We start from the raw sequence: 25,747 nt of genomic DNA, 5'->3' as shown, positions 1-25,747 counted from the left end.
AGAGACAGACAGGGAGAAACGGCGGTCACTTGAGTCCGGATGTGGACATCCCGGTGACGAAACCGCGCTGGGCGACCAGGAAGATCAGCAGGATGGGGACGACGTACATCACGGTGCCCGCCGCGATCCAGTTGTTGACCGGCAGGCCCTGGGCGTTGACGTACGACGTGGAGATGGCGACGGCGAGCGTGGAACGGTCGTTGGACAGCAGCAGCATCGGAGCGATGTAGTCGCCCCAGCTCCAGGTGAAGGCGATGACGAAGCTGGTCGCGAGCGCCGGCCAGGACTGCGGCAGGAAGATCCGCCAGAAGATCCCGCTCCAGCCGCAGCCGTCGACGATCGCGGCCTCCTCCAGTTCGCGGGGCATGCCGGCGAAGAACTGCCGGAACAGGAAGATGAGGAAAGGTGCGCCGGACAGGCCCCACAGCGCCCACGGCCAGTACGTGTCGACCATGCCGAGCTTCGCGAAGATCAGGTAGGTCGGGAAGAGCGTGATCATCTGCGGCAGCATCATCGTGCCGAGCAGCACGCCGAACATCTGCTTCTTGCCGGGCGCGGACAGGCGTGCGAAGCCGAAGCCGACCCATGCCGAGCTGAGCGTGACGAGCGTCGCGTAGATCGTTGCGATGATGAGGGAGTTGCGGGCGTAGCCGAGGAAGTCGATGTTGGTGAACGCGTCGGCGAAGTTCCCCCACTTGAGGTCGTGGGGCCACCAGTGCACGGGCGAGGCCGCGAGTTCCGAGGTGGACTTCAGGGCGGTGATCACCAGCCAGCCGAACGGGCCGAGGAACAGGCCGGTGATGATGACGAGCGCCGCGTACAGGGCGAGGCGGGGCAGCCGGGCGGTCACTTCTTCGCCTCCGGGTCGACGTTGTAGAACACCACGCCGGACGTGGTCTTGAAGATGAGTCCCGTGACGATCAGGATCAGCACGAACAGGACCCACAGCAGGGCGGAGGCGTAGCCGAAACGGCCGTAGGCGAAGTACTCCGCGAACACGTGCATCATGTACAGGTAGTTGGACTGCGGGACGGACGTGACGCCCCCGGGCGGGGGCTGGGACGCCAGCAGCAGCGGCATCACGGTCTGCACGGAGGCGATCACGCCCGTCACGGCCTGGAAGAGCAGCACCGGCGACAGCAGCGGCACGGTGACGCTGCGGAAGGTGCGCCAGGCGCTCGCACCGTCGACCCGGGCGGCCTCGTGGAGTTCGCGGGGGATGTCCTGGAGGCCGGCCAGCGAGATGATCATGACGTTGCCCGCGCCCCACAGCACGGTCATCAGCAGCACGTAGCGGGCGTACGGGTCGCTGAGCCAGGCGACGGCGTTGATGCCGAAGATGTCGAGGACACCGTTGGTGGCGCCGGAGTTCGTGTCGAAGAGCTGCTTGAAGATGAGGCCCGCCCCGACCGGCGGTACGACGGCCGGCAGGTACAGCAGGGTGCGGAAGATGCCGCGGGCCTTGATGGGCCGGTTGACGAGGACCGCGAGGGCGAGGCCCGCGACGATCGACAGGGGCACGGAGGTCACCGCGAACAGCCCGGTCCGGCCCAGGGCGCCCCAGGTGACCGAGTCGCTCAGCAGCTCGCGGTAGTTGGCGAGGCCGATCCAGTGCCAGTTCGGGGAGATCCCGTCGAACGTGGTGAGGCTCAGCCACAGCGCGAACGCCATCGGGCCGATGGTCAGCAGCAGGAATCCCGCGATCCAGGGCGCGGTGAACATGTAGAACGCGCGGTGCTGTCGCGTTGCGACGGAGGTGCGCCGCCGCGCGGTCTGAGCGCGGTCGGCGCCCCGGGCGTGGCCGGGCCGCCCGGCGACGGTGGCCAGTTGGTCGGCCGTCATGACACCAGCTCCCTTCCGCGCTTCATCTCTTCGTTCGTCTTGTCGTTGAGCCGGTCGATCAGCGTGCCGATGGACATCTGGCCCCTCATCGCGGCGGGGATGATCAGGTTGATGACCGCGTCCAGGGCCTCGACCTTGGCGTAGGGCGTGAAGGAGACGACCGAGAAGTGCTTCAGGTCGGCCTCCTGCACCGCGACGACCTGTTTCTGGTAGTCCTTCTGACGGGGCATCAAGGGGCGGAGGGACTTCAGGGTGGGGATGCCCCAGCCGCCGGTCGCGCGGTCCTTGGCGGGGCCCTGGCCGAAGAACCATTCGAAGACGCGCCAGGCCGCCTGCTTGTTGTGCGCCTTCTTCGGCACCCAGAAGCCGGTACCGGCCTGGCAGGCGCTGATGCGGGGGCCGCCGGCGAATCGGGGCGCGGGGGCGAGGCGGGACGCCTTCGCCACCGTCTCGTCTCCGTTGATCATGCCGCCGAGCCAGTAGCCCGAGTTGGTCATGGCCATGCGGTTCGCCATGTAGGTGGGGCCGTCCCAGGTGTCGGGGTTCGGGTTGATGAGGCTCGGTCCGACCCCCGTCTTCGCGTAGTCCACGTACCAGGTGAGCGCCTTGCGGGCCTCCGGGCTGGAGAAGTCGATGGCGGCGTAGTCGTCGGTGAACAGGTTGCCGCCGGCGGCGGCCGTGAGGGCCGCGAGGTTGACGGTCAGGCCGACGCCGTTGTAACTGCCGCCGAACACCCTGGTCTGGCCGCCCTTGCGCTGGGTGAGCCGTTCGGCCTTCTCCAGCCACTCCTCGTAGGTGATCGGCTCCGTGGCGGACGGGTACGCGACGCCCTTCTGGTCGAACAGTGCGGTGTTGTACCAGTACATGGAGTCCTGGGAGAAGTCCTTCGCCATGCCGTAGCGGGGACCTTTGCCCTGGGCCTTGCCGTCCCAGCGCCACAGGTCGTTCACCGGGTCGAGGTCGTCGACCTTGAGGACCGTGCTCCCCGCGAAGTACGGGTCCAGATTCTCGGCGACACCGCGTGCGGCGAAGTACGGCGCGTCCGTGGCACCGACGCCGCGCACCAGCTCCGGAGGTTTGCCCGCGGTGAGCATCGCGATCAGGCGGGTGACGTCGTACTTGACCCGGACGATCCTGATGCCGAGCTCCTTCTGCGCCTGCTTGATCTGGTCATCGGTGATGTCGCCCTCATTGACCATCACCGTGATCGAGTCGCCGCCGCCCCCGCTGTCCGCGGCGCCCGCCACCTGCAGCGCACATCCGCTGAGGGCCGCCGCACCGGCCACGGCGCCGCCGGCCGACAGGGCGAGGAAGCGACGGCGACTGGGGGGAGCACCGGCGTGGGAGCGCATGAACGCCTCACCTTCTGCTTCGGGGAACGCGGTACGGGCTCTGCCACGGGAACGCAGGCGGGTCCCGCCGGAGTAACAGGTAGCAACCGGTTGCTACGACCAAGTGGGCAGAGCTTCTTCCGGGACCGATGGCGCGTCAAGGGGCTTCGCAGATTTTCGAAAAGTCTGTGTAACAGCCGAGACGTGCACGAACAGAGGTGGGGACCGCCGCGCCTCGGGCCCCGCAAGGCCGATGAGCTGGGCAATTGCGAAGTCCGCTGATCCTGTTACCCGGAGTGGAGGCCATCCGGAAGCGGACACTCCCGATCCGGGCAGCCGGCACGAGCCATCGCCGGATCGCCGGATCGTCGGCGACTGATGGTGACAACCGACCGCCACACCCCCGGTGAGCGGCGGAAACCGTTACGGCCCACCCCTGCGGGCCCGCCCGTACCCCTCCATGCCGGCTCACACCACGCCGACGGACACCGCCCTGACCTGCTGCGACGTGGGCATTTGCCTGCGGAAGCGGCCGAAAACCGTCCATCCCGGCACCCCGGTCGTACCGATTGACCGGGACTCCGCAGCAGAATTACGGTAGAAGGCGCTTTCAGAAAACGTTACCGACACGCTTCGGGAGAGACATGCCCAGCGCCCAGCCCCCCATGGCCGTGTTCGCCATGGATCCGGTGCACCTGCCCCTGCTGTTCCCCCCGCCGCTCATGGCCCGGTTGCAGAAGGCGGTCGACATCGACAGCGCACTCGTCGTACGGGACTTCACCGACCCGGCGGCCGCATCCGCGCTGGCCCGGGCCGAGGTACTGGTCACCGGCTGGGGCTGCCCCCGTCTGGACGCTCGCACCCTGACGGCGGCGCCAGAGCTGCGCGCGGTGCTGCATGCCGCCGGCTCGGTCCGCTCGCTGGTCGGCGAAGCGCTGTGGCGGCGGGGTGTCACCGTGTCCAGCGCGGTGACCGGCAACGCGCTGCCGGTCGCGGAGTACACGCTCGCGATGATCCTGCTCGCGGGCAAGGACGCCTTCGGGCACCGGGAGCGGTTCCGGCACACGCACGCCTACCCCTCCCCCGCCGAGACCTCGGGCATCGGGAACCTCGGCCGCCGGATCGGCGTCATCGGCGCATCGCGGGTGGGGCGCCGGCTCCTGGAACTGCTGCGCCCGTTCGACTTCAGGACCTTCCTCTACGACCCCTACGTGACGGCCGACGAGGCGCAGGCGCTCGGCGCCGAGTCCCTGCCGCTGGACGAACTGCTGCGTCGCAGCGACATCGTCAGCCTGCACGCCCCCGACATCCCCGAGACCCAGCGCATGCTCAGCCGCGACCGGCTCGCCCTCATCCGGGACGGCGGTGTGCTGATCAACACCTCCCGGGGCGCCCTGGTCGACCAGGACGCCCTGACCGACGAGCTGGTCTGCGGCCGTCTGAGCGCGGTCCTGGACGTCACGGAGCCCGAGCCGCTGCCCGCCGGCTCCCCGTTGTACGAGCTCCCCAACGTCTTCCTCACCCCGCACATCGCGGGCTCGCTCGGCAACGAGCTGGAACGCCTCGGCCTCGTGGTCGTGGCGGAGGTCGAGCGCCTGGTCGCGGGCCTGCCGCTGGCCCATGAGGTGCGCCGTGCCGATCTGGCCCGTGTCGCGTGAACGGCCCGTCCACAACCCGGTCCGCCGGGGAGTAACGATGGGATACGGTTTCGACACCGGGGGGAGGGCGGGACCCCGGCTCCTCGACGAGAAGGTCCCTACCGTGAAGGAGTCGCTACGGTGAGTCAGCGCAAGGCGCCGGCCGAGGCCGGACGGGCCACCATCCGCGACGTGGCGGAACGGGCGGGCGTGTCGGTCGCCAGCGTGTCGCGCGTCCTGTCGGGCAACTACCCCGTCTCCGACGAGCTGCGCCGCCGGGTGATGAAGGTCGTACGGGACCTGGACTACGTCACCAACGCCCACGCCCGCTCCCTGGCCGGCGGTGGCACACCGACCGTGGCGATCCTGCTGAACAACATCACGGGCGCCGCGTTCGCCCACGTCGCCAAGGGCGTCGAGGGCGCCGCCTCGCTGCGCGGCTGGCTGTCACTGGTGGGCACCACCGGGGACGACCCCGAGCGGGAACTCGCGCTGGTCAACCTCATGCGCCAGCAGGGCGTCGCCGCGGTGGTGCTGCTCGGCGGGGCGTACGACTTCGACGAGTACCAGCTGAGGATGGCCCGCTTCGCCCGCTCCCTGGACGCGGCCGGCTCGCACCTGGTGCTGGTCGGCAGGCCGCCCCTGGAGGGCGACGTACCGGCGACGACGGTGGACTACGACAACGAGGGCGGGGCCTACGCGATGGCGAGCCATCTGCTGTCCGCCGGGCACCGCCGCGTCCTGGTGCTGCCGGGACCCGCCGAACTCACCACCGCGCAGGGCCGCTTGAAGGGCGCGCAGCGGGCCTTCGAGGCGTACGGGGTGCCGTTCGACCCGGGCCTGGTGCGGCACGGGCCGTACGACGACGAGCACGGGTACACGGCCGTCGAGGCCGCCCTGCACGAAACGCCGGACTTCACCGCCGTTCTCGCCGGTACCGATGTGGTGGCCGCGGGCGCCATGCAGGCGCTGCGCGCGGCGGGCCTCCGTGTGCCCGAGGACGTCTCCATCGTCGGCTACGACGACATCCCGCTCGCCTCCCAGCTCACTCCCCAACTGACCACCGTGCACGTCCCGTACGAGGAGATGGGCCGCGTCGCGCTGCGCGCGGTGGCGGACCGGCGCGAGAGCGGCGCGAGCCGCCGCAGGGGAAGCGACGGCGACCACATGGTGCTGGGCACGCACGTCGTCGTACGCGCCTCCGTGCAGCCGCCGCGGCGACGGCCGTGACATCGCATCGGTAAGTTCGAAGTTTCGTAAACGGTTTCAGCTCGGGGGCCGACCGTCCCTGAGAACGCTTACCGCGTAGCAGAAGAGCCAACGCAAGCGCCCTTGTACTGCGTTGACCTGCGCAAATCCCTGAAGCCCCACAACGGCCACCCCATCCTCCCGGCTTACGCGCCGGACAACGGGCCGTAACTATTTCCGCCAGCCCTCTTGCTAGAGACGTGGAATCGTCCTACGGTCCACGGCAACCGCTTACTACCGCTTCAGCTTGGCCGACCCCCGCAACCGCGAGCCGACGGTTTCCCGGCCGCTGTTCCTGGCCAACACCGAGCCGCCGTCCTCTCGTTCTGAGAACGCCTACATTCCGAAGGATCACGGTCAGATGAACTTCACCAGCTCCCGGAGAAGGTTCGCCCACGCCGCCGTCGCGGGCATCGCGCTGACAGGTCTCCTCACCGCCTGCGGCGGATCCGACTCGGGCGACGACGCGAAGTCGAAGTCCTCCGGCCCCGTCACCCTCGACTTCTGGGGCTGGGCCAACGGCCAGGAGGCCGTCGTGAAGGCGTTCAACGCCTCGCACAAGGACATCAAGCTGAAGTACACCAAGGTCACCGACCAGCTGACCATGCAGAAGCAGCTGACCAACGCGGTGAAGGCGGGCAACGCGCCCTGCCTGGTGCAGAACACGGCCGAGTACGTGACCAGCTGGGTGTCTCAGGGCGCCCTCGCCGACATCACCCAGTACGTCGAGTCCAGCAAGGACAAGTTCAACCCGGGCTCCTGGGCGAGCGCACAGGTGCAGGGCAAGATGTACGGCGTTCCCACCAGCTCGGCGCCGAACTTCACGATCTACCGCACCGACATCTTCCAGAAGTACGGCCTGAAGCCCCCGGCGACCTGGGACGACTTCATCGCTGCGGGCAAGGAACTGAAGAAGCACGGCATCAAGATCACCAACTTCGCCGGTGAGGACCCGAGCACGCTCGAGGTTCTCGCGATGCAGGCCGGGGCACACTGGTACTCCATCGACGGCAACTCCTGGAAGGTGAACTTCCAGGACCCGGGGAGCCTGAAGGCCGCGCAGGTGATCCAGGACATCATCGACAGCGACCTGAACTCCAAGCTGTCGTTCGCCGACTACGCGGCCGTGCAGCGCAACTACGACAACGGCGGCTCCGCGACCCGGCAGATCTCCACCTGGCAGCAGTCCGGCATGGTCGCGAACTTCACCAAGTCCTTCGGCAAGTGGGCGCTGGCCCCCTGGCCGACGTTCAAGGGCGAGGCGCCCAAGACCCCGGCCGGCACCAACCTGACCGGCAGCGTGACCCTGGTGGCCAAGCAGTGCAAGAACCAGGAGCAGGCCGCCCAGGCGGCACTGTGGATGTCCACGGACCAGACCGCCGTCAAGACGATGGCGAGCCCGGAGACCGGCAACGGCGTGTTCCCGGCGCTGGCGGACAGTGACTCGTACGTCGCCGAGGCGACCTCCCAGAAGCTGCTCGGCAAGAACTACGAGGCGGCTCAACAGGTCGTGAAGGACAGCCTGAAGACCGTCACCACCGACTGGACCTTCGGCCCGGACTGGACCGCGATGTTCACGGAGATGCAGGCGGGCTGGGCCAAGGTGGTCAACAAGCAGGAGAAGGTCACCGATCTGCTCGCGCACATGCAGCAGTGGACCGTCAATGACCTGAAGTCCCGCGGTATCAGCGTCAAGGGCTGAGGCAGTCTCGATGATTCGCTCCATGCGCTGGAAGGGTGCCGCTTTCACGGTGCCCTTCCAGCTCGGCTTCGTCTTCCTGTACCTGCTCCCCATCGGGTACGCCGTCTACGAGTCGCTGTTCCGCGAGCAGCAGTCCGGCCTCGGACTCGGAGGCTCCACCACTGAGTTCACCGGGCTCGACAACTACACCAAGGGCCTGACGGACTCGGCGTTCATGGGCTCCATCCTGCGGGTGGTGCTGTTCGCCTGCGTCCAGATCCCGGTGATGCTGTTCATCAGCCTGGTACTGGCGCTGCTCCTGGACGCGGTCACCGCGCGGGTGGCCGGCCGCTTCCGGATCCTGCTGCTGGTGCCCTACATGATCCCCGGTGTGGTCGCCGCGATCATGTGGGTCAACCTCTACAGCCCGGACGTCGGCCCCCTCACCCCGCTCGGCGAGTTCTTCGGCTTCCACTGGAACTTCTTCGCGCCGTCGATGGTGTGGCCGTCCATCGGCAACCTGCTCACCTGGCACGGCATCGGCTACAACATGGTGATCATCTACGCGGCGCTGCAGGGCGTTCCCCGCGAACTGTTCGAGGCGGCCCGGCTCGACGGCGCCTCCGAGATCCGCATCGCGCGCAGCATCAAGATCCCGTACGTGCGCGGGGCCCTGGTTCTGACCGGTCTGCTCTCGATCATCCAGATGCTGCAGATCTTCAACGAGCCCGCGCTGTTCCGGAACGTCACCCCGCAGACGGTCAGCGACAGCTTCACCCCGATCATGATCATCTACAACCAGGCATTCAACTCCAACAACTATCACTACGCCGCGGCCCTGTCGGTGCTGCTCGCCCTGATCCTCGGCGTCGCCTCCTTCCTCTTCTACCGGTTCACCTCGAAGGAGGCCGACTGATGGTGCTGACGGACACGCCCACCAAGCGGCCCCCCGCTCGCAGCGTCCGGCGCCTGACGCGCCCGGACGCGGCCTCCCGCGGGCGGGGCGGTCAGCGCTTCCTGCTCCTCGGGCTGATCCTGGCCGGCGTCTACAGCCTGTTCCCGGTGTGGTGGCTGCTGGTCGCCGCGACCAAGAACCGCACCGAGCTGTACCAGAGCAACGGCCTGTGGTTCTCCGGATGGCACCTGTGGGACAACCTGCACGAGGTGTTCACCTACCAGGACGGCATCTTCCTGCGCTGGACGGCGAACTCGTTCCTGTACGCGGGCGTCGGCTCCCTCGGCGGCACGCTGGTCGCGCTCGCCACGGGCTACGGCCTGGCGCGCTTCGACTTCCCCGGCCGGAACGTGGTCTTCGCGTGCGTCGTGGGCTCGTTCCTGATCCCGATCGCGCTTCTCACGCTCCCCCTCTACCTGCTGTTCTCGGCGATCGGCCTGGTGGACACCCCTTGGGCGATGCTGATCCCCTGCCTGATCAACCCGTTCAGCGTGTACCTGGCCAAGGTGTACACGGAAGCCACGATCCCCTACGAGCTGCTGGAGGCGGCCCGCATCGACGGCGCCGGTGAGCTGCGGATCTTCTTCAGCATCGTGCTGCGGATGATGACGACGGGCGGCGCGACGGTGTTCCTGCTCGCCTTCGTCAACACCTGGAACGCCTTCTTCCTCCCGCTGACCGTGCTGCGCGGCAAGGAGAACTGGACCCTGAACCTCGGCCTGTACAACTGGTCGGGCACGCGGATGGAGTCCGGCATCGACCTGACGGGGCTCGTGCTGACCGGTGCACTGCTGTCCATCGTGCCGATGGCGATCATGATGGTGGCGATGCGCCGCTACTGGCGGACCGGCGTCACTCTGGGAGCCCTCAAGTGACCGTGCTGCGCAATCCCGTGATCCGCGGTTTCGCCCCGGACCCCTCGCTGGTCCGGGTCGGCGACCGGTACTACGTGGCCACGAGTTCGTTCGAGTGGTTCCCGACGATCCCGATCCACCGGTCGCGCGATCTGGCGCACTGGGAGTACGCGGGTCATGTGCGGGGCGCGGTCCCCGGGGACTCACTGGCCGGGGTCCCCGACTCGGGGGGCATCTGGGCGCCGTCGCTGAGCTGGGACGGCGAACGGTTCTGGATGGTCTACACGATCGTCCGCTCGGTCGGCACGGCGTACTTCGACCTGGACACGTACGTCACCACGGCGACCGAGGTGGACGGGAAGTGGAGTGCGCCGCGCAGGGTCGCGAGCCATGGCTTCGACCCGGCGCTCTTCCACGACGGGGGCCGGCTGTGGCTGCTCAACCTCCAGAACGACCACCGTCCCGGCGGGGACCGTTTCGCGGGGATCGTCCTGACGGAGCTGGACCGAGCCACCCTCGCCCCGCTCGGTGACACGCACCTGCTGCTTCAGCACGAACGGCTCATCGAGGGTCCGAAGCTCCTGCGACGCGACGGCTGGTACTACCTGGTCCTCGCGGAGGGAGGAACGGGCTTCCAGCACGGGGTGCGAGTGGCGCGCGGGCGGACCATCACCGGCCCGTACGAACTGGACGACGCTCCCCTGCTGACGAGCCGGGACGATCCCTCGCTGCCGTTGCAGAAGGCGGGGCACGCGGAGCTGGTCGAGACGCCGGACGGGGCGTGGGTCATGAGCCATCTGACGGCCCGTCCGCTGCGGACCCCGGACGGTCCCCGGTGCACCCTCGGCCGCGAGACAGCGATCCAGGCCGTGACCTGGGACACGGACGGCTGGCCCCGGCTGCGGCAGGGAGGTTGGCACCCCCTGGTCGAGGTCGACGTCCCCACGCACCCCGACCCGGCGCCGCCGGTCGAGCGGCCCGAGCCGCTGTCCTGGCCCTGGAGCACCCTGCGCGGATACCCGGACCCGTCCTGGGCCGACACCACCAGCCGTCCGGGCTGGATCCGGCTGCGTGGCCGTCAGGGGCCCGAGTCGCTGTGGGGGCAGAGCCTGCTCGCCCAGCGCGTCAGCGAGCACCGCGCGGAGGCCGAGGTCACGGTGGAGGCGGCGCCACGCACCTTCACCCAGGCCGCCGGCCTCGTCCTCTGGTACGACACCCGCTCCTACCTGACGCTCGACCTGACCTGGGCGGAGCCCGACGGCGAACCGCAGCGGGGCCAGCAGTGGCGGGTGGCCGGCCGTACCGTGCTCAGCCTGGTGGAGCGGGACGAGCAGGACCTCCGGCAGGTCGTCCTGGTCGACGTGGACGCGCGCGGCCCGGTCACGCTGGGCGTCACCGTCGACGGCGCCGAGGCCCGGTTCTGGTATGTACGGGCGGGCGCGCGCACGCCGGTCGGGCCGCCGCTCGACTTCAGCCGACTGTCCGACGACCACGGCTCCCGGCTGCGGTTCACGGGCGCCTTCGTGGGCATCCACGCCCGCGACCTGGTCGACGCCGCGTTCACGGCCGACTTCACCGGCTTCCGTCTCACCTGCACGCCCCGGGTGACGGTCCTGGGGGGAGCGGAGCTGACGCGTCATCACGGGTGAAAAGCCCCAGCCGCTCTTCCCTGTGGGAAAAGACGGTGTCCCGTCGGCCACAGCCGGGTGGCTGCGGCCGACGGGACACGTCGGGGCCGGGTCGGTGAGCCGGATCAGTGAGCCGGGGCGTCGGTGACCACGACTTCCTCGATGCTCCGCTCGATCTCCTCGGGCTGCGACGCGGTGGCCCTCGCCCAGTAGTAGACGACCAGGGAGAACGCGGCGACGACCAGGATGTCCCACCACAGGCCGATGTGGCCCTGGCCGCCGAAGCCGCCCTGCCAGGAGATCAGGCCGATGCCCACCAGGTAGACCGGCAGCCACTGGGCGGCCTTCCAGTCCAGACGGGGCGCGTCCGGCAGGTTCTTGCTCGTGGCGTACCAGGCGTAGGCGCCGAGGAGCACATACCCGAGGATGATCGCCACGCCGAGCCGCCACAGCGTGTCCCAGCCGGCCCAGTAGATGATGAGGTTGGCGACCACGAAGGACAGCGGCGCGATCACCTTGCCCGCAGGCAGGCGATAGGGGCGCTCACGGCCCGGGAGGCGGTCGGTGAAGACACCGTAGGCCAGCGGCGCGCCGGCGTACATCAGGACGCTCGCGGAGGTGATGAAGCCGACCAGCTCCTGCCAGCTCGGGAAGGGCAGGAAGCAGATGATGCCGGTCAGGAAGGAGATGGCCAGGCCGAACCACGGCACACCGCGGGCGTCGGTCTTCTCGAAGAGCTTCGGCGCGTAGCCGTTCTTGGACAGACCGTAGGAGACGCGCGAGGTGGCCGTGGTGTAGATCAGGCCAGTGCCTCCGGGGGAGATCACGGCGTCGATGTACAGCACCACGCCGAGCCAGCCGAGGCCGACCAGCGTCGCCAGGCCCGCCCAAGGGCCGCTGATGCCCGGGAAGTCCAGCTTGGCCCAGCCGTGCGCGAAGGAGCTGACCGGCAGCGCACCGATGAACACGACCTGGAGCAGTACGTAGATGACGGCGCCGATCGCCACCGAGCCGAGCGTGGCGCGCGGCAGGTCGCGCTTCGGGTCCCGGCTCTCGCCCGCCAGCTGGATCGCCTGCTCGAAGCCGAGCAGGGCGAAGATGATGCCGCTGGAGGAGATCGCGCTCAGCACGCCCTTGGCGCCGAACGGGGCGAAGCCGTGGGCGGTGAAGTTGTGCGGGTGGAAGTTGCCCACCGCGATGATGAAGATCGTGGCCAGCGGCACTGCGATCTTCCACCAGGTGGCCGCGCTGTTCGTGTGGGCCAGGACACGCACACCGAGGAAGTTGACCAGGACGAAGACGGCCATCAGGACGACCGCGACGATGAACCCACTGGTCGTCAGGGTGCCGTCGGCGTGCTGGAAGCCTTGGGCGAAGTGCCAGTGACCGGCGTAGCCGATCATCGCCTCGACCTCGATCGGTGCCACGGTCGCCGCCTGCAGCCAGGAGAACCAGCCGAACGACATACCGGCCAGACCACCGAAGGCGTAGTGCGGGTAGCGGGCCGTGCCGCCTGCCACCGGGAACATACCGCCCAGTTCGGCGTGCACCAGCGCCAGCAGGACGATCGCCACCGCGCCGATCACCCACGAGATGATCGCCGCGGGACCCGCCATGACGACGGCCTTCTCGGCTCCGTAGAGCCAGCCGGAGCCGATGATGGAACCGACCGAGGCCCACATGAGTCCGATCAACCCGACGTCCCGCCGCAGACCGGTCCGGTCGCGGGTGGCGTCAGGGGCTGCATGGTCCAGGTTCACCATGTCAAGGGCCTCTCACTATCTGAGCAGGGAATTAACGCACAATTGGCGGCTCAGGGTAGGAACCGAGGCCCGTTCGACAGAAGGTCGTCACCTGAAATTTGACTATTCCAAGGGGATTTCTTTTACTCGCGCTTTGCGCAGGTCAGCTGGGTTTCCGGAATGTCCGTATTCAGTCGAGGAATATGAGAAGAGAGTAAGACAGGTCACACCGGCGGAGGTATTCGACCTGCCCATGCCGAGCGGTCCGAGCAAGCCGGACGCGCTGAAGAACGTCCGCACACGTGACCGCCGCCTCCCGAACATCGATACTGCCGACAGCGAGTGGACGCAGGAGGCTCCCATGAAGATGTTGATCAATGTCTCGGAGACGGTGGTCGCCGACGCGCTGCGGGGCATGGCGGCCGCGCACCCCGAGCTGTCCGTCGATGTGGAGAACCGGGTGATCGTACGGCGTGACGCCCCGGTCGCCGGAAAGGTCGCGCTCGTCTCCGGCGGCGGTTCGGGCCACGAGCCGCTGCACGGCGGCTTCGTGGGCCCCGGCATGCTGTCGGCGGCCTGCCCCGGCGAGGTGTTCACCTCTCCGGTGCCCGACCAGATGGTACGTGCGGCGGCCGCCGTGGACAGCGGCGCCGGTGTCCTGTTCATCGTGAAGAACTACACCGGCGACGTGCTGAACTTCGACATGGCGGCCGAGCTCGCCGAGGACGAGGGCATCCAGGTCGCGAAGGTCCTGGTCAACGATGACGTCGCCGTCACCGACAGCCTCTATACGGCGGGCCGGCGCGGCACCGGCGCCACCTTGTTCGTGGAGAAGATCGCGGGGGCGGCGGCCGACGAGGGGCAGCCGCTGGAGCGGGTGCAGTCCATCGCCCGGCAGGTCAACGAGAACTCCCGGAGCTTCGGTGTCGCCCTCAGCGCCTGCACCACGCCCGCCAAGGGGACCCCCACCTTCGACCTGCCGCCCGGCGAGCTGGAGTTGGGTATCGGCATCCACGGCGAGCCGGGCCGTGAGCGGCGCCCGATGATGACCGCCCGGGAGATCGCGGACTTCTCGGTGAACGCCGTCCTGGACGACCTGGAGCCCCGCAATCCGGTGCTGGTCCTGGTCAACGGCATGGGCGCCACCCCACTGCTGGAGCTGTACGGCTACAACGCGGAGGTGCAGCGGGTGCTGTCCGAGCGTGGCGTCCCGGTGGCCCGCACGCTGGTCGGCAACTATGTCACCTCCCTCGACATGGCCGGCGCCTCGGTCACCCTGTGCCAGATCGACGAGGAGCTGCTGCGGCTGTGGGACGCACCGGTGAGCACGCCGGCGCTGCGCTGGGGCCTGTGAGCGACCTGTCCCCCGGGACGCTCGCGGGGCAGACGGGTGAGGTCAACGTTCGTATCAGGCAAGGAGATGCAGTGCTCGACGCCGACTTCTTCCGCCGTTGGATGACGGCGGCCGCCGCGTCCGTCGACCGCGAGGCCGAGCGGCTGACCGCGCTCGACTCGCCGATCGGCGACGCCGACCACGGCAGCAACCTGCAGCGCGGCTTCCGCGCGGTCACGGCCACGCTGGAGAAGGAGGCGCCGGACACGCCCGGTGCGATTCTCCAGCTCGCGGGCCGTCAGTTGATCTCGACGGTCGGCGGTGCCTCCGGCCCGCTGTACGGGACGCTGCTGCGCCGCACCGGCAAGGCCCTCGGGGACGCCACCGAGGTGACCGAGCAACAGCTGACGGACGCCGTACGGGCGGGTGTGGACGCGGTGATGACGCTCGGCGGGGCCGCGCCCGGCGACAAGACCATGATCGACGCCCTGGTACCCGCGGTGGACGCGCTCGCCACCTCCTTCCGGGCGGCGGCGGCCGCCGCCGAGGAGGGTGCCGTGGCGACGACCCCTTTGCAGGCCCGCAAGGGCCGGGCGAGCTATCTGGGTGAGCGCAGCATCGGGCACCAGGATCCCGGCGCCACCTCCTCCGCCCTGCTGATCGCCGCGCTCGTGGAGGCCTCCGGTGAGTGACGGCACGGAGAAGATGGTCGGGATCGTGCTCGTCTCGCACAGCCCGGCGGTCGCCGAGTCGGTGGCGACGCTGGCGAAGGCGCTGTCGGGCGGCGGGGCCACCGCGCCCATCGCCGCGGCGGGCGGCACGGTGGACGGCGGGTTCGGTACGAGTTCCGAGCTGGTGTCCGCCGCGGCGGCCTCCGTCGACCGGGGTGCGGGAGTCGCGATCCTGATGGACCTGGGCAGCGCGGTCCTCACCGTGAAGGCGCTGCTCGCGGAGGGCGACGAGCTCCCGCCGAACACCCGGGCCGTCGACGCCCCGTTCGTCGAGGGCGCGGTCGCCGCGATGGTCACGGCGTCGACGGGCGCGGACCTGGCGGCGGTGGAGGCGGCGGCCGGGGAGGCGTACTCCTACCGGAAGGAGTGACGGGCACCCGAAGCGTCGGGATGGTGCAGCCGAGGGCTGGGGCGGATCGGGGCCCCGGCCCTCGGCCGCGTTCGCCGGCGCGGGATCAGCGACGACAGCGGACCGCGCCGTCGGCACGAACTGCCCTGGAAGGCAAGCGAGTTCACGCCGCATGGGGCACCAGCATACGTAGCCCGGACGCGCCCGGGCCAACACCGCCCCCGTCCGCGGGGCCCGGTTGGGCTGTCCGGGTGCGGGCGGATCCGCTATTCGGGTGCGGGCAGCTCCTGGAACTCCTCCAGGGCGTGGGTGAGCCACTGGATCCAGAAGGTCTCCAGGTCGATGCCGGCCCGCAGCACGAGGTGCTGGAGGCGGTCCCGCACCGAGTCACGGCCGGGCCCGAAGTCGCGTTCCTCGATCTCGCGGTACTCGGCCAACTGACGCCGGTGCAGGTCGAGATGGCGGCGCAGGTCCGCCTCCATCCCCTCGGTGCCGACGACGGCGGCGGCGCGCAGCCGCAGCAGGAGCACGTCCCGGTGCGGCTTGGGGTCCTGGGAGGCGGCCGTCCAGCGGGCGAGTTCGACGCGGCCGGCCGGCAGGACCTCGTACGACTTCTTCTGCCCGCGGGCCGGCTGCTCGGCGGGCAGGGCGCGGATGAGGCCGTCGCTCTCGAGGCGTCCCAGCTCGCGGTAGATCTGCTGGTGGGTGGCCGACCAGAAGTAGCCGATCGAGCGGTCGAACCGACGGGTCAGTTCGAGCCCCGACGACGGCTTCTCCAGCAGGGCGGTCAGGATCGCGTGCGGGAGGGACATGGCCTCATCCTAAGGACCGGCTCCGGCTCCTACAGTGCCGCTGCCAGCTCCGTGCCCTGCTTGATCGCACGCTTGGCATCCAGCTCGGCCGCCACGTCGGCGCCGCCGATGAGGTGCGGGGTGCGGCCCGCGGCGAGAAGCTCCTCGTACAGGTCGCGGCGCGGCTCCTGCCCGGTGCACAGGACGATCGTGTCGACCTCCAGGACGCGGCTCTCCCCGTCCACGGTGATGTGCAGCCCGGCGTCGTCGATCCGGTCGTATCCGACGCCCGGCACCATGGTCACGCCCCGGTGCTTCAGCTCGGTGCGGTGGATCCAGCCGGTGGTCTTGCCGAGCCCGGCGCCGACCTTGGAGGTCTTGCGCTGGAGGAGGTGGACGGTGCGCGGCGGGGCGGGCCGCTCGGGGGCGGCGAGGCCGCCGGGGGCGCGGTAGTCCATGTCGACGCCCCAGTGGCGGAAGTACGTCGCCGGGTCCTCGCTCGCCTTGTCACCGCTGTCGGTGAGGTACTCGGCGACGTCGAACCCGATGCCGCCCGCGCCGAGGATCGCCACGCGGTCGCCGACGGGCGCGCCGTCCCGCAGCACGTCGAGGTAGCCGAGGACGCGGGGGTGGTCGGCGCCGGGGATGTCGGGGGTGCGGGGGGTGACGCCCGTCGCCGCGACGATCTCGTCGTATCCGGACAGGTCATCTGCGGCGACGACGGTGTTCAACCGGACGTCCACGCCGTGCAGGTCGAGCTGGGTGCGGAAGTAGCGCAGGGTCTCGTCGAACTCCTGCTTGCCCGGCACCTTGCGGGCCACGTTGAGCTGGCCTCCGATCTCACCCGCCGCCTCGTAGAGCGTGACGTCGTGGCCGCGCTCGGCGGCGGAGACGGCACAGGCCAGTCCGGCGGGACCGGCGCCGACGACGGCGACGCGCTTGCGCAGCCGGGTCGGGGCGAGGACGAGTTCGGTCTCGTGGCAGGCGCGCGGGTTGACCAGGCAGGAGGTGATCTGCCCGCTGAAGGTGTGGTCGAGGCAGGCCTGGTTGCAGCCGATGCAGGTGTTGATGGTCTCGGGCCGCCCGGCCGCGGCCTTGGCGACGAAGTCCGGGTCGGCGAGCATCGGGCGGGCCAGGGACACCATGTCGGCGTATCCCTCGGCGATCAACTGCTCGGCCAGCTCGGGGGTGTTGATGCGGTTGGTCGTCACCAGCGGCACCGAGACGGCCCCCATGACCTTCTTGGTCACCCAGGCGTACGCGCCGCGCGGCACGGAGGTGGCGATGGTGGGGATGCGGGCCTCGTGCCAGCCGATGCCCGTGTTGATGATCGTGGCTCCGGCGGCCTCGACCGCCTTGGCGAGGGTGACGACCTCCTCCAGGGACGAGCCGCCGGGGACGAGGTCCAGCATGGAGAGCCGGTAGACGACGATGAAGTCCTCGCCGACCGCCTCGCGCACGCGGCGCACGATCTCCACCGGGAAACGCATCCGGTTCTCGTACGAGCCGCCCCAGCGGTCGGTGCGCCGGTTGGTCCCCGCCGCGATGAACTCGTTGATGAGGTAGCCCTCGGAGCCCATGATCTCCACGCCGTCGTACCCGGCCTGCCGGGCCAGGCGGGCGGCGCGTGCGTAGTCGTCGATGGTCTGGTCGACCTCTGCGTCCGTGAGGGCGTGCGGGACGAACGGGCTGATCGGCGCCTGGAGGGCGCTGGGCGCGACGAGGTCGCGGTGGTAGGCGTAGCGGCCGAAGTGGAGGATCTGCATCGCGATCCGCCCGCCCTCGCGGTGCACGGCGTCGGTGATGACGCGGTGCTGTTCGGCCTCCGCGTCGGTGGTGAGCTTGGCGCCGCCCTCGTACGGGCGTCCGGCCTCGTTGGGGGCGATACCGCCGGTGACGATGAGCCCCACTCCCCCGCGCGCCCGCTCGGCGTAGAACGCGGCCATGCGCTCGAAGCCGCGCTCGGCCTCCTCCAGGCCCACGTGCATCGAGCCCATGAGCACGCGGTTGGGCAGCGTGGTGAAGCCCAGGTCGAGCGGGGTCAGCAGGTGCGGGTAGCGGCTCATGGGGCCCTCCGTGCGGCGTGTCGTGGGTCTGTTGTAGACGACGGCGGCCAGTTTGTGCAACTAGTTGCACAAACTGGCATGGGCAGTTCCCGGCGGTTTCCGGTGGCAGCCCTGAGCCGGCCCTCAGTCCACGTCGACGTCGTCGAAGAGGTCGAGCATCCGGGTCAGCACACGCAGACACGCCTGCAGATCGGCCTCGGTCAGGTCGCCGCGCACCTGCCGCAGCAGGGTGTACTCGCGGGCGGTGACGGCGTCGATCACCGCTCGGCCCTCGTCCGTGAGCCGGAACAGCGGGGAGCGCTTGTGGGCGGGGTTCGGCATGCTCTCCACCAACCCGCGCGCCGCCGCCTCGTTGACCATCCGCTGCACGAACTGCCTGCTGAGCGCCTGGGCGCGCCCCATCTGCGGGACGGTCATGGGCCCGTTCCCGCACAGCAGGGCGAGAACGGCGCGCACACCGACGGAGACGCCCTCGATCGCCTCGGCCTGTTCGACCTTGCGTTGCACCCGCCGGTACAGCGGGCCCACGAGGGCGAAGACCTCCATGAGACGGGGGGCGAGGACATCCGGAGCGAGTGGCGCGTTCTGGTCGGTCACACTCGCGATTATGACACCCCGGTTGTCAAGTATGCGAGAAAATGACACCTTGGTTGTCATGACGGAGAGCATGGAGACACTGAAGACGTTCGAGACCGAGGACGGCCCGCTGGCCTATCGCGACGAGGGCGCGGGGCCGCCACTGGTGCTGCTGCACGGCGGCTTCGTCGACCACCACATGTGGGACGACCAGATCCCCGTGTTCGCCCGCACTCACCGGGTGATCGCCCCGGACGCACGCGGCCACGGGGCGTCCTCCAACGCGACCCGGCCGTTCCGCCCCACCGACGACCTCGCCGCGCTGCTGCGCCACCTCGACACCGGTCCCGCCGTCCTGGTCGGGCTGTCGATGGGCGGAGCGGTCGCCGTGGACACCGCTCTGGAGCATCCCGACCTCGTCCGCGCCCTCGTCGTCAGCGGCGTCGGCACGAGTGAGCCGGAATTCCGGGACCCGTGGACGCAGGCCCTCAACGCCGCGTACTGGCACGCGCTCGGCGTCGGCGACATCGACGCCTTCCTGGACGCGTTCGCACAGTTCACCTACGGTCCGCAGCGCACGGTCGAGGACGTCGACCCCGAAGTCGACCGGCGTGTACGGGAGATGGCCCGGTCGACGATCGGCAAGCACACCCGCGACGAGCCGGACCACCGGGTCCCCGTCACCGACACCTGGGCCCGCGCCGCGACGATCGAGGTACCCGTGCTGGCCGTCAACGGCGGCGTCGACTCGCCCGACCACATCGGCATGGCCGAGCGTCTGGTCCGCACCGTCGCGCACGGCCGGGCCACGGTCGTGGAGGGCACCGGGCACTACCCCAACATGGAGCGGCCCGATGCCTTCAACGCGATCGTCGGGGACTTCCTGCGCTCACTCGAGGTGAGTCGTTAGCGCGTGGTGCCGATCAGCACGTTGGCGTACAGCTCCTCCGAGACGGCGAGCCGGACGTCGAGGCCGCCGTGGGTGAACGCCTCGATCGCGGAGGGGACTTGGCGTTCGCTCGTCTCGACGAGCAGACGGCCGCCGGGTGCCAGCCACGCGGACGCCTCGGCGGTGACCCGGCGCAGCACCTCCAGGCCGTCGTAGCCGCCGTCCAGGGCGCTCAGGGGCTCGTGGTCGCGGGCCTCCGACGGCAGCAGCGCGACTTCGTCCGTGGGGACGTAGGGGACGTTGGCGGTCAGGACGTCGACACGGCCGCGCAGTTCGTCCGGGAGGGCGGCGAACAGGTCGCCCTCATGGACCCGGCCGCCGTACGCGGCGACGTTGCGGCGGGCGCACCGTACGGCGGCCGGGTCGATGTCGGCGGCGTGGAGTTCGGGCCGGTCGAGCCCGGCCGCCAGCGCCGCGCCGACCGCCCCCGAGCCGCAGCACAGGTCCACGACGAGACGGGCACCGCGAGAGACGGCGAGGGCCTGTTCGACGAGGAACTCGGTGCGGCGGCGGGGCACGAAGACGCCCGGCTCCATCGCGATGCGCAGTCCGTGGAACTCGGCCCAGCCCAGGACGTGTTCCAGGGGAAGCCCGGCGACGCGCAGGTCGACCATGCGGGCGGCCTCGTCGAGGGTGCGGGCGGTGGACAGGATCAACTCCGCCTCGTCCTCGGCGAAGACACAGCCGGCGGAACGCAGCGCGGAGACGACGTGGGAACGTGACAGTGGTGGCATGGAGCCGAGAAAGCCTTCCGGTGGACCGAAGGGCGCACTCGCGGTCAGCCGGCGGCGGTGGTCCGCGCCGTCCTGAGGTGGGAGAGCACCCGAGCCGACACAGCGGTAATGGGACTCACCTCCTCGGCCACACCGGCCGGGACGGTCCGCGGCCAGGACGGACACCCTAGCAGGAGGGATGTGCGCGGAAGCCCCCGTCGGCCGCGAAGACGTCCGCGCCGGCTCAAGTTGTATTCTACAACTGAGCGACGAGGGAGGTCCCGTGCAGAGTGAGGGCGCCACCGCCGGGTCCGCGGCGGAAGCCGCCGTCGAGACCATTCAGCGCGAGATGACGGTGTTCGCCCGGCGCGCCCGGGCCTCGGCCGGCCGTATGCACCCGGAGCTGTCCCTGGTCTCGTACACGCTGCTCGGGCACCTGGAGGAGAGCGGCGGCTGCCGGGCGACCGACCTGGCCGCGCACTACGCCCTGGACAAGTCCACGGTGAGCCGGCAGGTGGCCGCGCTGGAGCGGGCCGGGCTGATCGAGCGGCGGCAGGATCCGGACGACCACCGGGTCCAGGTGCTGCAGCTGACCCGGGCGGGCACGCGGATCCTCGCCCAGGTCACGGAGAGCCGCCGGGAGGCGTTCCGGGAGCGGCTCGCGGGCTGGCCGGAGCAGGACCTGGAACGCTTCGCGGCCTACCTGCTGCGCTACAACGCAGCGGCCGTCGCCCCACCGGTCGGACCGCCCGCCCCGGCTGACGGCTGACGGCGAGCGACGGGAAGGGGCCCGCCTGCGGCGAGCCCCTTGGTCCTGCCGTCAGATCCCCACCACCTGCTCGTCCCCCAGCCGCTCGGGGACCCGTGCCGACAGGAACTTCGTCGTGCGGCGCAGGCGGAAGCCCAGGGACTCGTAGAGACGGATGGCGCCCGTGTTGCCCGCGCCGGTGTGCAGGAACGGGGTCTCGCCACGCTCGCGGACGACGTGCGCGACCGCCAGGACCAGCCGGGTGGCCAGGCCCTGACCGCGGAACGCCGGATCGGTGCACACGGCGCTGATCTCGGTCCAGCCGGGCGGGTGCAGCCGTTCGCCCGCCATGGCGACCAGGGCTCCGCCCCGGCGGATGCCCAGGTAGGTGCCCAGTTCGATGGTGCGCGGCAGGAACGGGCCGGGCCGCGTGCGCGCCACCAGGTCCAGCATCTCGGGCACGTCGGCCGCAGTGAGGCGTACGGCCTCCGGGTCGGGCGCGGCGGCGATCCCGTCGTCGACGAGTTGCACGCCGTCGAGGGCGAAGGTGATCTCCCAGCCGTCCGGGACCTCTCCTCGGAAGCCGGGGAGCGGGGCCTCCGCACCGGGGCCCGCCAGCGCCGCGAGGTCGGCCCAGTCGTCGGCGTCCGGATCCTCCGGCAGGCCCACCCAGGGCGACACGTCGACGGGGTAACGCAGGACGCGGCCCCGGCGCTGCGCGAAGTGGGCGTGCGGGCCGGTCAGCGAGGCGAGCGCCGGGTTGTCGAGCACGTGGTCGCTCATGCGGCGACCTCGATCACGACCTTGCCGCGGGCGTGCCCGTCCTCCACCAGGCGCAGGGCCTCCCCGGCCTGTTCGAGCGGGAAGGTCCGCGTGACATACGGGTTCAGGTCGCCGGCCACCACCAGCCGCGCCACCTCGTCGAGCACCGCGGCGGTACGGGCGCGCTCCACCCGAGCGCCGCCCAGCCGCTCGACGTCCTCCGGGGCGGCCCCTGCGGTGATCAGCTTCGAGCGGTCGGTCAGCAGGGTCGCCGTCTCCTCCAGCACGTCGCCGCCGACCAGGTCGTAGACGCCGTCCACGCCGTCCGGTGCGGCCGCCCGCACCCGCGCGGCGAGATCCGTGCCCGAAGCGACGTGGACGGCGCCGAGCTGCTCGACGAAGTCCTTCTTGCCCTCGCTCGCCGTGCCGACGACGCGCAGACCGAAGGCACGGGCGATCTGCACGGCCGCGACGCCGACTCCCCCGCCCGCGCCGGTGACCAGCAGGGTCGCACCGGCGGGCAGGCCGAGCTGCCGGATGCCGTCGTAGGCGGTGGCCGCGGCGACCGGCAGGACCGCTGCGTCCCTGAGGGACAGGCCGCCCGGGACGTGCGCGGTCACCGACGCGGGCAGCAGCGCGTATTCGGCGTATCCGCCGGCCACGGTGTTGCCGAAGACCGCGTCCCCGACGGCGAAACCGGTCACGCCCTCGCCGATCTCCTCGACGATCCCGGCGGCCTCGCTGCCGAACACCAGCGGGAACTCTGGCGTGCCGGTGTCGCCGGGGCGCCGGAAGCCCGAGCGCAGCTTCCAGTCGACGGGGTTGACGCCCGCCGCGCGCACCGCGACGAGGAGCTGTCCGGGGCCGGGGCCCGGCCGGTCCGCGTCGATGTACGTCTCCGTCTCGGGGCCGCCGTAGCGGGTGTACGCGTACGCCTTGGGCATGTCCTGCCTCACTCTCCTTCGCTGTCACCGGACCACCCGTCGCAGGAGCCACCGGTCCCGGCCACTACAGCGCAAGGAAGATCACGGGGCGGCTATTCCCGGGCGCCGGGAGAGTTCATACGCCTGCAATGACCGGCCCCGGCCTCCTGCAACGACCGGCCCCGGCGAGCGTCCCGGCACACCGGGAGCGGGGTGCCGCCGCGGCGGCGGACCAAGGTTTCGTGGCCACGGGTCCGGGAACCCCGCCCGAGAGGGAGAATGGGCACAAAAAGCCGCTTCACAAGCGCTTCGTGTCGGACACGTCCCGTCGGGGACGCCCCGTCGCGGACCCGGGGGTACCCCGGGCCGTGCGCCGAGTGGCGACGCCCGCCTCGCACCGACCCGTCGGCGGGGCATGGCGGCAAGGAGGTCGAGATGCGAACCCGGGTGCGCGGCTGGCGCTGGAAGCGCAGTCCGCTGCGCCGCCGTTGCGATGTCGTCGAGGCGTGGACGGCGCTGATCGTCGCCGTGCTGCTGTGCGTCGGGGCGCCGCTCGTCGGCACGGCCGTGGGCTGGCGGGCGTACGAGCAGGGGCGCGCCACGCAGGTGGCCCAGCGCGCCGAACGCCACCAGGTGGCCGCGGTGCTCGCCGAGGACGCCCCGGCCGCCGCGCCCGCGACTCAGGGCGGGAAGCAGCCCCTGTACCCGGCGAAGGTGCGCTGGAGCGAGCCGGGCAGGGGCGCGCTGACCACGATCGCCGAGGTCCCGGCGGGTTCGCGCAGCGGCGACCGGGTCCCGGTGTGGCTGGACTCCAGGGATCGCGGGGTCGCCCCGCCACCGAGTGACGGCGCGGTGTGGCAGCACGCCCTGACGGCCGGTGTGTGGGCCGCGGGCGGCATGGCCGGGACGGTACTCCTGGCCCGCGCCGTGACCAGGCGGGTCGCCGACCGGCACCGCATGGCGGAATGGGAGGCCGAGTGGGCCCGCACCGGGCCCGAGTGGGGGCGGCGGACGGCCTGACCGCGCTCACAGGGAGGCCGATGAAGGTCTGGCGGGTCCGTGACGGCCACCGTACGGTGTGATCACCCGACGCCAAAGGTGGTCCTCCATGGCCCTGTTCGACCTGCCGCTGGACGAACTCCGCGAGTACCGCAGCGCGTCCGTCGAACCCGCGGACTTCGACGCGTTCTGGACGAAGACGCTCCAGGATGCCCGCGAGCACGACCTGGACGCCCGTTTCGAACCCGTCGAGACGGGACTGAGGACGGTCCAGGTGTACGACGTGACGTTCGCCGGGTTCGGCGGGCACCCGGTGAAGGGCTGGCTGACGGTGCCGGTCTCGGTGGAGGGTCCGCTGCCGACGGTCGTGGAGTTCGTCGGCTACGGCGGTGGACGCGCCCTTCCGCACGAACATCTGCTGTGGGCGTCGGCGGGTTTCGCGCACTTCGTGATGGACACGCGGGGCCAGGGCAGCGGATGGGGCGGCGGTGAGACTCCGGACCCGGTGGGCAGCGCGCCGTCCTTCCCCGGGTTCATGACGCGCGGGATCGAGGACCCCGAAAGCTACTACTACCGGCGGGTGTTCACGGACGGCGTGCGCGCCGTGGAGGCGGCCCGCGCGCATCCGCTGACCGACGCCTCCCGGACCGCGGCCGTCGGCGGCAGCCAGGGCGGCGGCATCACGATCGCGGTCGGCGGTCTCGTACCGGACCTGGTGGCCGTCGCGCCGGACGTGCCGTTCCTGTGCGACTTCCCGCGCGCGACGACGCTCACCGACCGCCACCCGTACCGGGAGATCGGCAGCTACCTCAAGACGCACCGCGGCCGTACCGAGCAGGTGATGCGGACCCTGTCGTACTTCGACGGCGTGCACTTCGCCGCGCGCGGCCGGGCGCCCGCGCTGTTCTCGGCGGCGCTGGAGGACCAGACGTGTCCGCCGTCGACGGTGTTCGCCACGTTCAACGCGTGGGCGCACGAGGAGAAGACGATCGAGGTCTACGACTTCAACGACCACGAGGGCGGCGGCGCCCACCAGCAGGGGGTCAAGCTGCGCTGGCTGCCGGCGCGTTTCTGACGAACCGGGGAGGCCCGGCCGAGGCCCGCGCGGGTCCGGTCAGGTCCGGGCGGCCACGATCAGCCGGCAGCGCGGGCTGCCGTCGGGCCGGTGGCCGAAGGCCGTCAGTGCCCGGTGCTCCACGGTGAATCCGGCGCGGGTCAGCTCGCGCCGGACGTCACCGAAGCGGAACGTCCGGTAGTACATGACGAACGGCGGCCGCCACAGGGCGTTGCGCACCCGCATCGCGGCGTCGAAGCCGAGCAGCGCCCAGTACCAGGGCGAGGACGGGGACGGCGGGGCGCCGACGGGGAACACGAACCGTCCGCCGGGTCGCAGCACGGAGTGCACCTCGGCGAACAGGCCGGGCAGCTCGCGCGGCAGGAAGTGGCCGAACGCGCCGAAGCTCACGGCCAGGTCGAAGACGGGGCCGAACGGCAGGGCGCGGGCGTCACCGCGCACCCACGCGACGTGCGGCGGCCCGTCGGACCGTACCCGTGCGCGTGCGCGTGCGCGTGCGACGGCCAGCATGGCCGCGCTGAAGTCGACGCCGGTGACGCTCTCGCGGCAGACGGTGCGCAGCACCTCCGTCCCCGCACCCGTACCGCAGCACAGGTCGAGCCCGTGCACGAAGGGCCCCATCCCCTTCAGCTCCCCTTGGACGGCGTCGAGGACGGCGTCCGGAGTCCGGAAGGGCGTGTGGTCGAACTTGGGCGCGAGCAGGTCGTAGCCGCGCTCGACCGACGACAGCGCCTGGACGGTCAGCTCGCGGAGGGTGGGACCGTGCGGGGAGAACATCGGCATCAGCTTAGGACAGCGCCGCCCCGAGGAGGGG

Annotated in this window: 24 protein-coding genes; 13 read left to right on the top strand and 11 right to left on the bottom strand. The window is 70.6% G+C overall.

Annotated features, from left to right (window positions below; genetic code table 11):
- Window positions 1-25: 25 nt before the first annotated feature.
- From SY2F82_RS14820 to SY2F82_RS14810, 3 genes are read right to left on the bottom strand one after another with little or no spacing between them, the layout of a single operon-like run.
- Window positions 26-850 carry a carbohydrate ABC transporter permease gene (locus SY2F82_RS14820; protein WP_200419534.1) on the bottom strand — a complete coding sequence of 275 codons (825 nt, stop codon included), beginning with the start codon at window positions 848-850 and terminating at the stop codon, window positions 26-28.
- Window positions 847-1,842 (bottom strand): carbohydrate ABC transporter permease, encoded by a 996-nt coding sequence (locus tag SY2F82_RS14815; protein ID WP_200419533.1) that lies wholly within the window; start codon window positions 1,840-1,842, stop codon window positions 847-849. Before SY2F82_RS14815 ends, SY2F82_RS14820 begins: the two co-directional genes overlap by 4 nt.
- Entirely contained in the window at window positions 1,839-3,194 is a 1,356-nt protein-coding gene (locus SY2F82_RS14810) for an extracellular solute-binding protein (RefSeq protein WP_200419532.1), read from the bottom strand. The genes SY2F82_RS14815 and SY2F82_RS14810 overlap by 4 nt, the downstream gene beginning before the upstream one ends.
- Window positions 3,195-3,817: 623 nt before the next feature.
- On the opposite strand from SY2F82_RS14810, the gene SY2F82_RS14805 reads away from it, so the two are divergent.
- The 6 genes from SY2F82_RS14805 to SY2F82_RS14780 all read left to right on the top strand — a co-directional run bounded on the left by SY2F82_RS14805 (window position 3,818) and on the right by SY2F82_RS14780 (window position 11,197).
- A complete protein-coding gene (locus tag SY2F82_RS14805) occupies window positions 3,818-4,831 on the top strand; it encodes a hydroxyacid dehydrogenase (protein ID WP_200419531.1) in 1,014 nt (337 codons plus the stop codon).
- A gap of 120 nt (window positions 4,832-4,951) precedes the next feature.
- Window positions 4,952-6,040 (top strand): LacI family DNA-binding transcriptional regulator, encoded by a 1,089-nt coding sequence (locus SY2F82_RS14800; RefSeq protein ID WP_200419530.1) that lies wholly within the window; start codon window positions 4,952-4,954, stop codon window positions 6,038-6,040.
- A 379-nt stretch (window positions 6,041-6,419) separates the two neighbouring features.
- On the top strand, window positions 6,420-7,760 hold the full coding sequence (locus SY2F82_RS14795; protein WP_200419529.1) for an ABC transporter substrate-binding protein: 1,341 nt from the start codon (window positions 6,420-6,422) through the stop codon (window positions 7,758-7,760).
- A gap of 10 nt (window positions 7,761-7,770) precedes the next feature.
- Window positions 7,771-8,655, top strand: coding sequence for a carbohydrate ABC transporter permease (locus SY2F82_RS14790; protein WP_200419528.1), 885 nt, complete (start codon window positions 7,771-7,773; stop codon window positions 8,653-8,655).
- On the top strand, window positions 8,655-9,569 hold the full coding sequence (locus tag SY2F82_RS14785) for a carbohydrate ABC transporter permease (RefSeq protein WP_200419527.1): 915 nt from the start codon (window positions 8,655-8,657) through the stop codon (window positions 9,567-9,569). The genes SY2F82_RS14790 and SY2F82_RS14785 overlap by 1 nt, the downstream gene beginning before the upstream one ends.
- Window positions 9,566-11,197 carry a glycoside hydrolase family 43 protein gene (locus SY2F82_RS14780; protein WP_200419526.1) on the top strand — a complete coding sequence of 544 codons (1,632 nt, stop codon included), beginning with the start codon at window positions 9,566-9,568 and terminating at the stop codon, window positions 11,195-11,197. Before SY2F82_RS14785 ends, SY2F82_RS14780 begins: the two co-directional genes overlap by 4 nt.
- Window positions 11,198-11,301: 104 nt before the next feature.
- Here the strand turns inward: SY2F82_RS14780 and SY2F82_RS14775 are convergent, their stop codons facing one another.
- Window positions 11,302-12,939 carry an APC family permease gene (locus SY2F82_RS14775; protein WP_200419525.1) on the bottom strand — a complete coding sequence of 546 codons (1,638 nt, stop codon included), beginning with the start codon at window positions 12,937-12,939 and terminating at the stop codon, window positions 11,302-11,304.
- A gap of 340 nt (window positions 12,940-13,279) precedes the next feature.
- On the opposite strand from SY2F82_RS14775, the gene dhaK reads away from it, so the two are divergent.
- The 3 genes from dhaK to SY2F82_RS14760 all read left to right on the top strand — a co-directional run bounded on the left by dhaK (window position 13,280) and on the right by SY2F82_RS14760 (window position 15,352).
- Window positions 13,280-14,272, top strand: a complete 993-nt coding sequence (gene dhaK, locus SY2F82_RS14770; protein ID WP_200419524.1) for a dihydroxyacetone kinase subunit DhaK — start codon at window positions 13,280-13,282, stop codon at window positions 14,270-14,272.
- 71 nt (window positions 14,273-14,343) lie between these two features.
- Window positions 14,344-14,943 (top strand): dihydroxyacetone kinase subunit DhaL, encoded by a 600-nt coding sequence (dhaL, locus tag SY2F82_RS14765; RefSeq protein WP_200419523.1) that lies wholly within the window; start codon window positions 14,344-14,346, stop codon window positions 14,941-14,943.
- Window positions 14,944-14,956: 13 nt separating this feature from the next.
- Window positions 14,957-15,352, top strand: a complete 396-nt coding sequence (locus SY2F82_RS14760) for a PTS-dependent dihydroxyacetone kinase phosphotransferase subunit DhaM (RefSeq protein WP_374707168.1) — start codon at window positions 14,957-14,959, stop codon at window positions 15,350-15,352.
- Between the two features lie 245 nt (window positions 15,353-15,597).
- On the opposite strand, the gene SY2F82_RS14755 is transcribed toward SY2F82_RS14760, so the two are convergent.
- The 3 genes from SY2F82_RS14755 to SY2F82_RS14745 all read right to left on the bottom strand — a co-directional run bounded on the left by SY2F82_RS14755 (window position 15,598) and on the right by SY2F82_RS14745 (window position 18,734).
- The gene (locus SY2F82_RS14755) at window positions 15,598-16,143 is read right to left on the bottom strand and encodes a PadR family transcriptional regulator (protein ID WP_200419521.1); all 546 of its coding nucleotides are present in this window, start codon (window positions 16,141-16,143) and stop codon (window positions 15,598-15,600) included.
- Between the two features lie 29 nt (window positions 16,144-16,172).
- Window positions 16,173-18,188: an FAD-dependent oxidoreductase gene (locus SY2F82_RS14750; protein ID WP_200419520.1), complete on the bottom strand. Its 2,016-nt coding sequence runs from the start codon at window positions 18,186-18,188 to the stop codon at window positions 16,173-16,175.
- 123 nt (window positions 18,189-18,311) lie between these two features.
- Window positions 18,312-18,734, bottom strand: coding sequence for a MarR family winged helix-turn-helix transcriptional regulator (locus SY2F82_RS14745; RefSeq protein WP_374707167.1), 423 nt, complete (start codon window positions 18,732-18,734; stop codon window positions 18,312-18,314).
- A gap of 109 nt (window positions 18,735-18,843) precedes the next feature.
- Between SY2F82_RS14745 and SY2F82_RS14740 the strand changes: the two genes are divergently transcribed.
- On the top strand, window positions 18,844-19,674 hold the full coding sequence (locus SY2F82_RS14740; RefSeq protein WP_200419518.1) for an alpha/beta fold hydrolase: 831 nt from the start codon (window positions 18,844-18,846) through the stop codon (window positions 19,672-19,674).
- On the opposite strand, the gene SY2F82_RS14735 is transcribed toward SY2F82_RS14740, so the two are convergent.
- Complete coding sequence (locus SY2F82_RS14735) at window positions 19,671-20,447, bottom strand: putative protein N(5)-glutamine methyltransferase (RefSeq protein ID WP_200419517.1); 777 nt, start codon at window positions 20,445-20,447, stop codon at window positions 19,671-19,673. The two genes, SY2F82_RS14740 and SY2F82_RS14735, sit on opposite strands and share 4 nt — an antisense overlap.
- Before the next feature lie 328 nt (window positions 20,448-20,775).
- On the opposite strand from SY2F82_RS14735, the gene SY2F82_RS14730 reads away from it, so the two are divergent.
- A complete protein-coding gene (locus SY2F82_RS14730; protein WP_200420014.1) occupies window positions 20,776-21,195 on the top strand; it encodes a MarR family winged helix-turn-helix transcriptional regulator in 420 nt (139 codons plus the stop codon).
- 51 nt (window positions 21,196-21,246) lie between these two features.
- Here the strand turns inward: SY2F82_RS14730 and SY2F82_RS14725 are convergent, their stop codons facing one another.
- Together SY2F82_RS14725 and SY2F82_RS14720 are read right to left on the bottom strand one after the other, a co-directional pair.
- Window positions 21,247-21,957, bottom strand: coding sequence for a GNAT family N-acetyltransferase (locus SY2F82_RS14725; RefSeq protein WP_200419516.1), 711 nt, complete (start codon window positions 21,955-21,957; stop codon window positions 21,247-21,249).
- Window positions 21,954-22,880, bottom strand: a complete 927-nt coding sequence (locus tag SY2F82_RS14720; RefSeq protein ID WP_200419515.1) for an NADP-dependent oxidoreductase — start codon at window positions 22,878-22,880, stop codon at window positions 21,954-21,956. The genes SY2F82_RS14725 and SY2F82_RS14720 overlap by 4 nt, the downstream gene beginning before the upstream one ends.
- A gap of 414 nt (window positions 22,881-23,294) precedes the next feature.
- Between SY2F82_RS14720 and SY2F82_RS14715 the strand changes: the two genes are divergently transcribed.
- Together SY2F82_RS14715 and SY2F82_RS14710 are read left to right on the top strand one after the other, a co-directional pair.
- A complete protein-coding gene (locus SY2F82_RS14715) occupies window positions 23,295-23,879 on the top strand; it encodes a hypothetical protein (RefSeq protein WP_200419514.1) in 585 nt (194 codons plus the stop codon).
- A gap of 88 nt (window positions 23,880-23,967) precedes the next feature.
- The gene (locus tag SY2F82_RS14710) at window positions 23,968-24,933 is read left to right on the top strand and encodes an acetylxylan esterase (protein WP_200419513.1); all 966 of its coding nucleotides are present in this window, start codon (window positions 23,968-23,970) and stop codon (window positions 24,931-24,933) included.
- Between the two features lie 39 nt (window positions 24,934-24,972).
- On the opposite strand, the gene SY2F82_RS14705 is transcribed toward SY2F82_RS14710, so the two are convergent.
- Entirely contained in the window at window positions 24,973-25,710 is a 738-nt protein-coding gene (locus SY2F82_RS14705; RefSeq protein ID WP_200419512.1) for a class I SAM-dependent methyltransferase, read from the bottom strand.
- Window positions 25,711-25,747: the final 37 nt, after the last annotated feature.

The sequence above is a fragment of the Streptomyces sp. Y2F8-2 genome, assembly GCF_014905555.1.
GTDB lineage: Bacteria > Actinomycetota > Actinomycetes > Streptomycetales > Streptomycetaceae > Streptomyces > Streptomyces cynarae.
The sequence above is the reverse complement of the archived record's forward strand: the minus strand, read 5'-3'. Positions and strand labels throughout refer to the sequence as shown.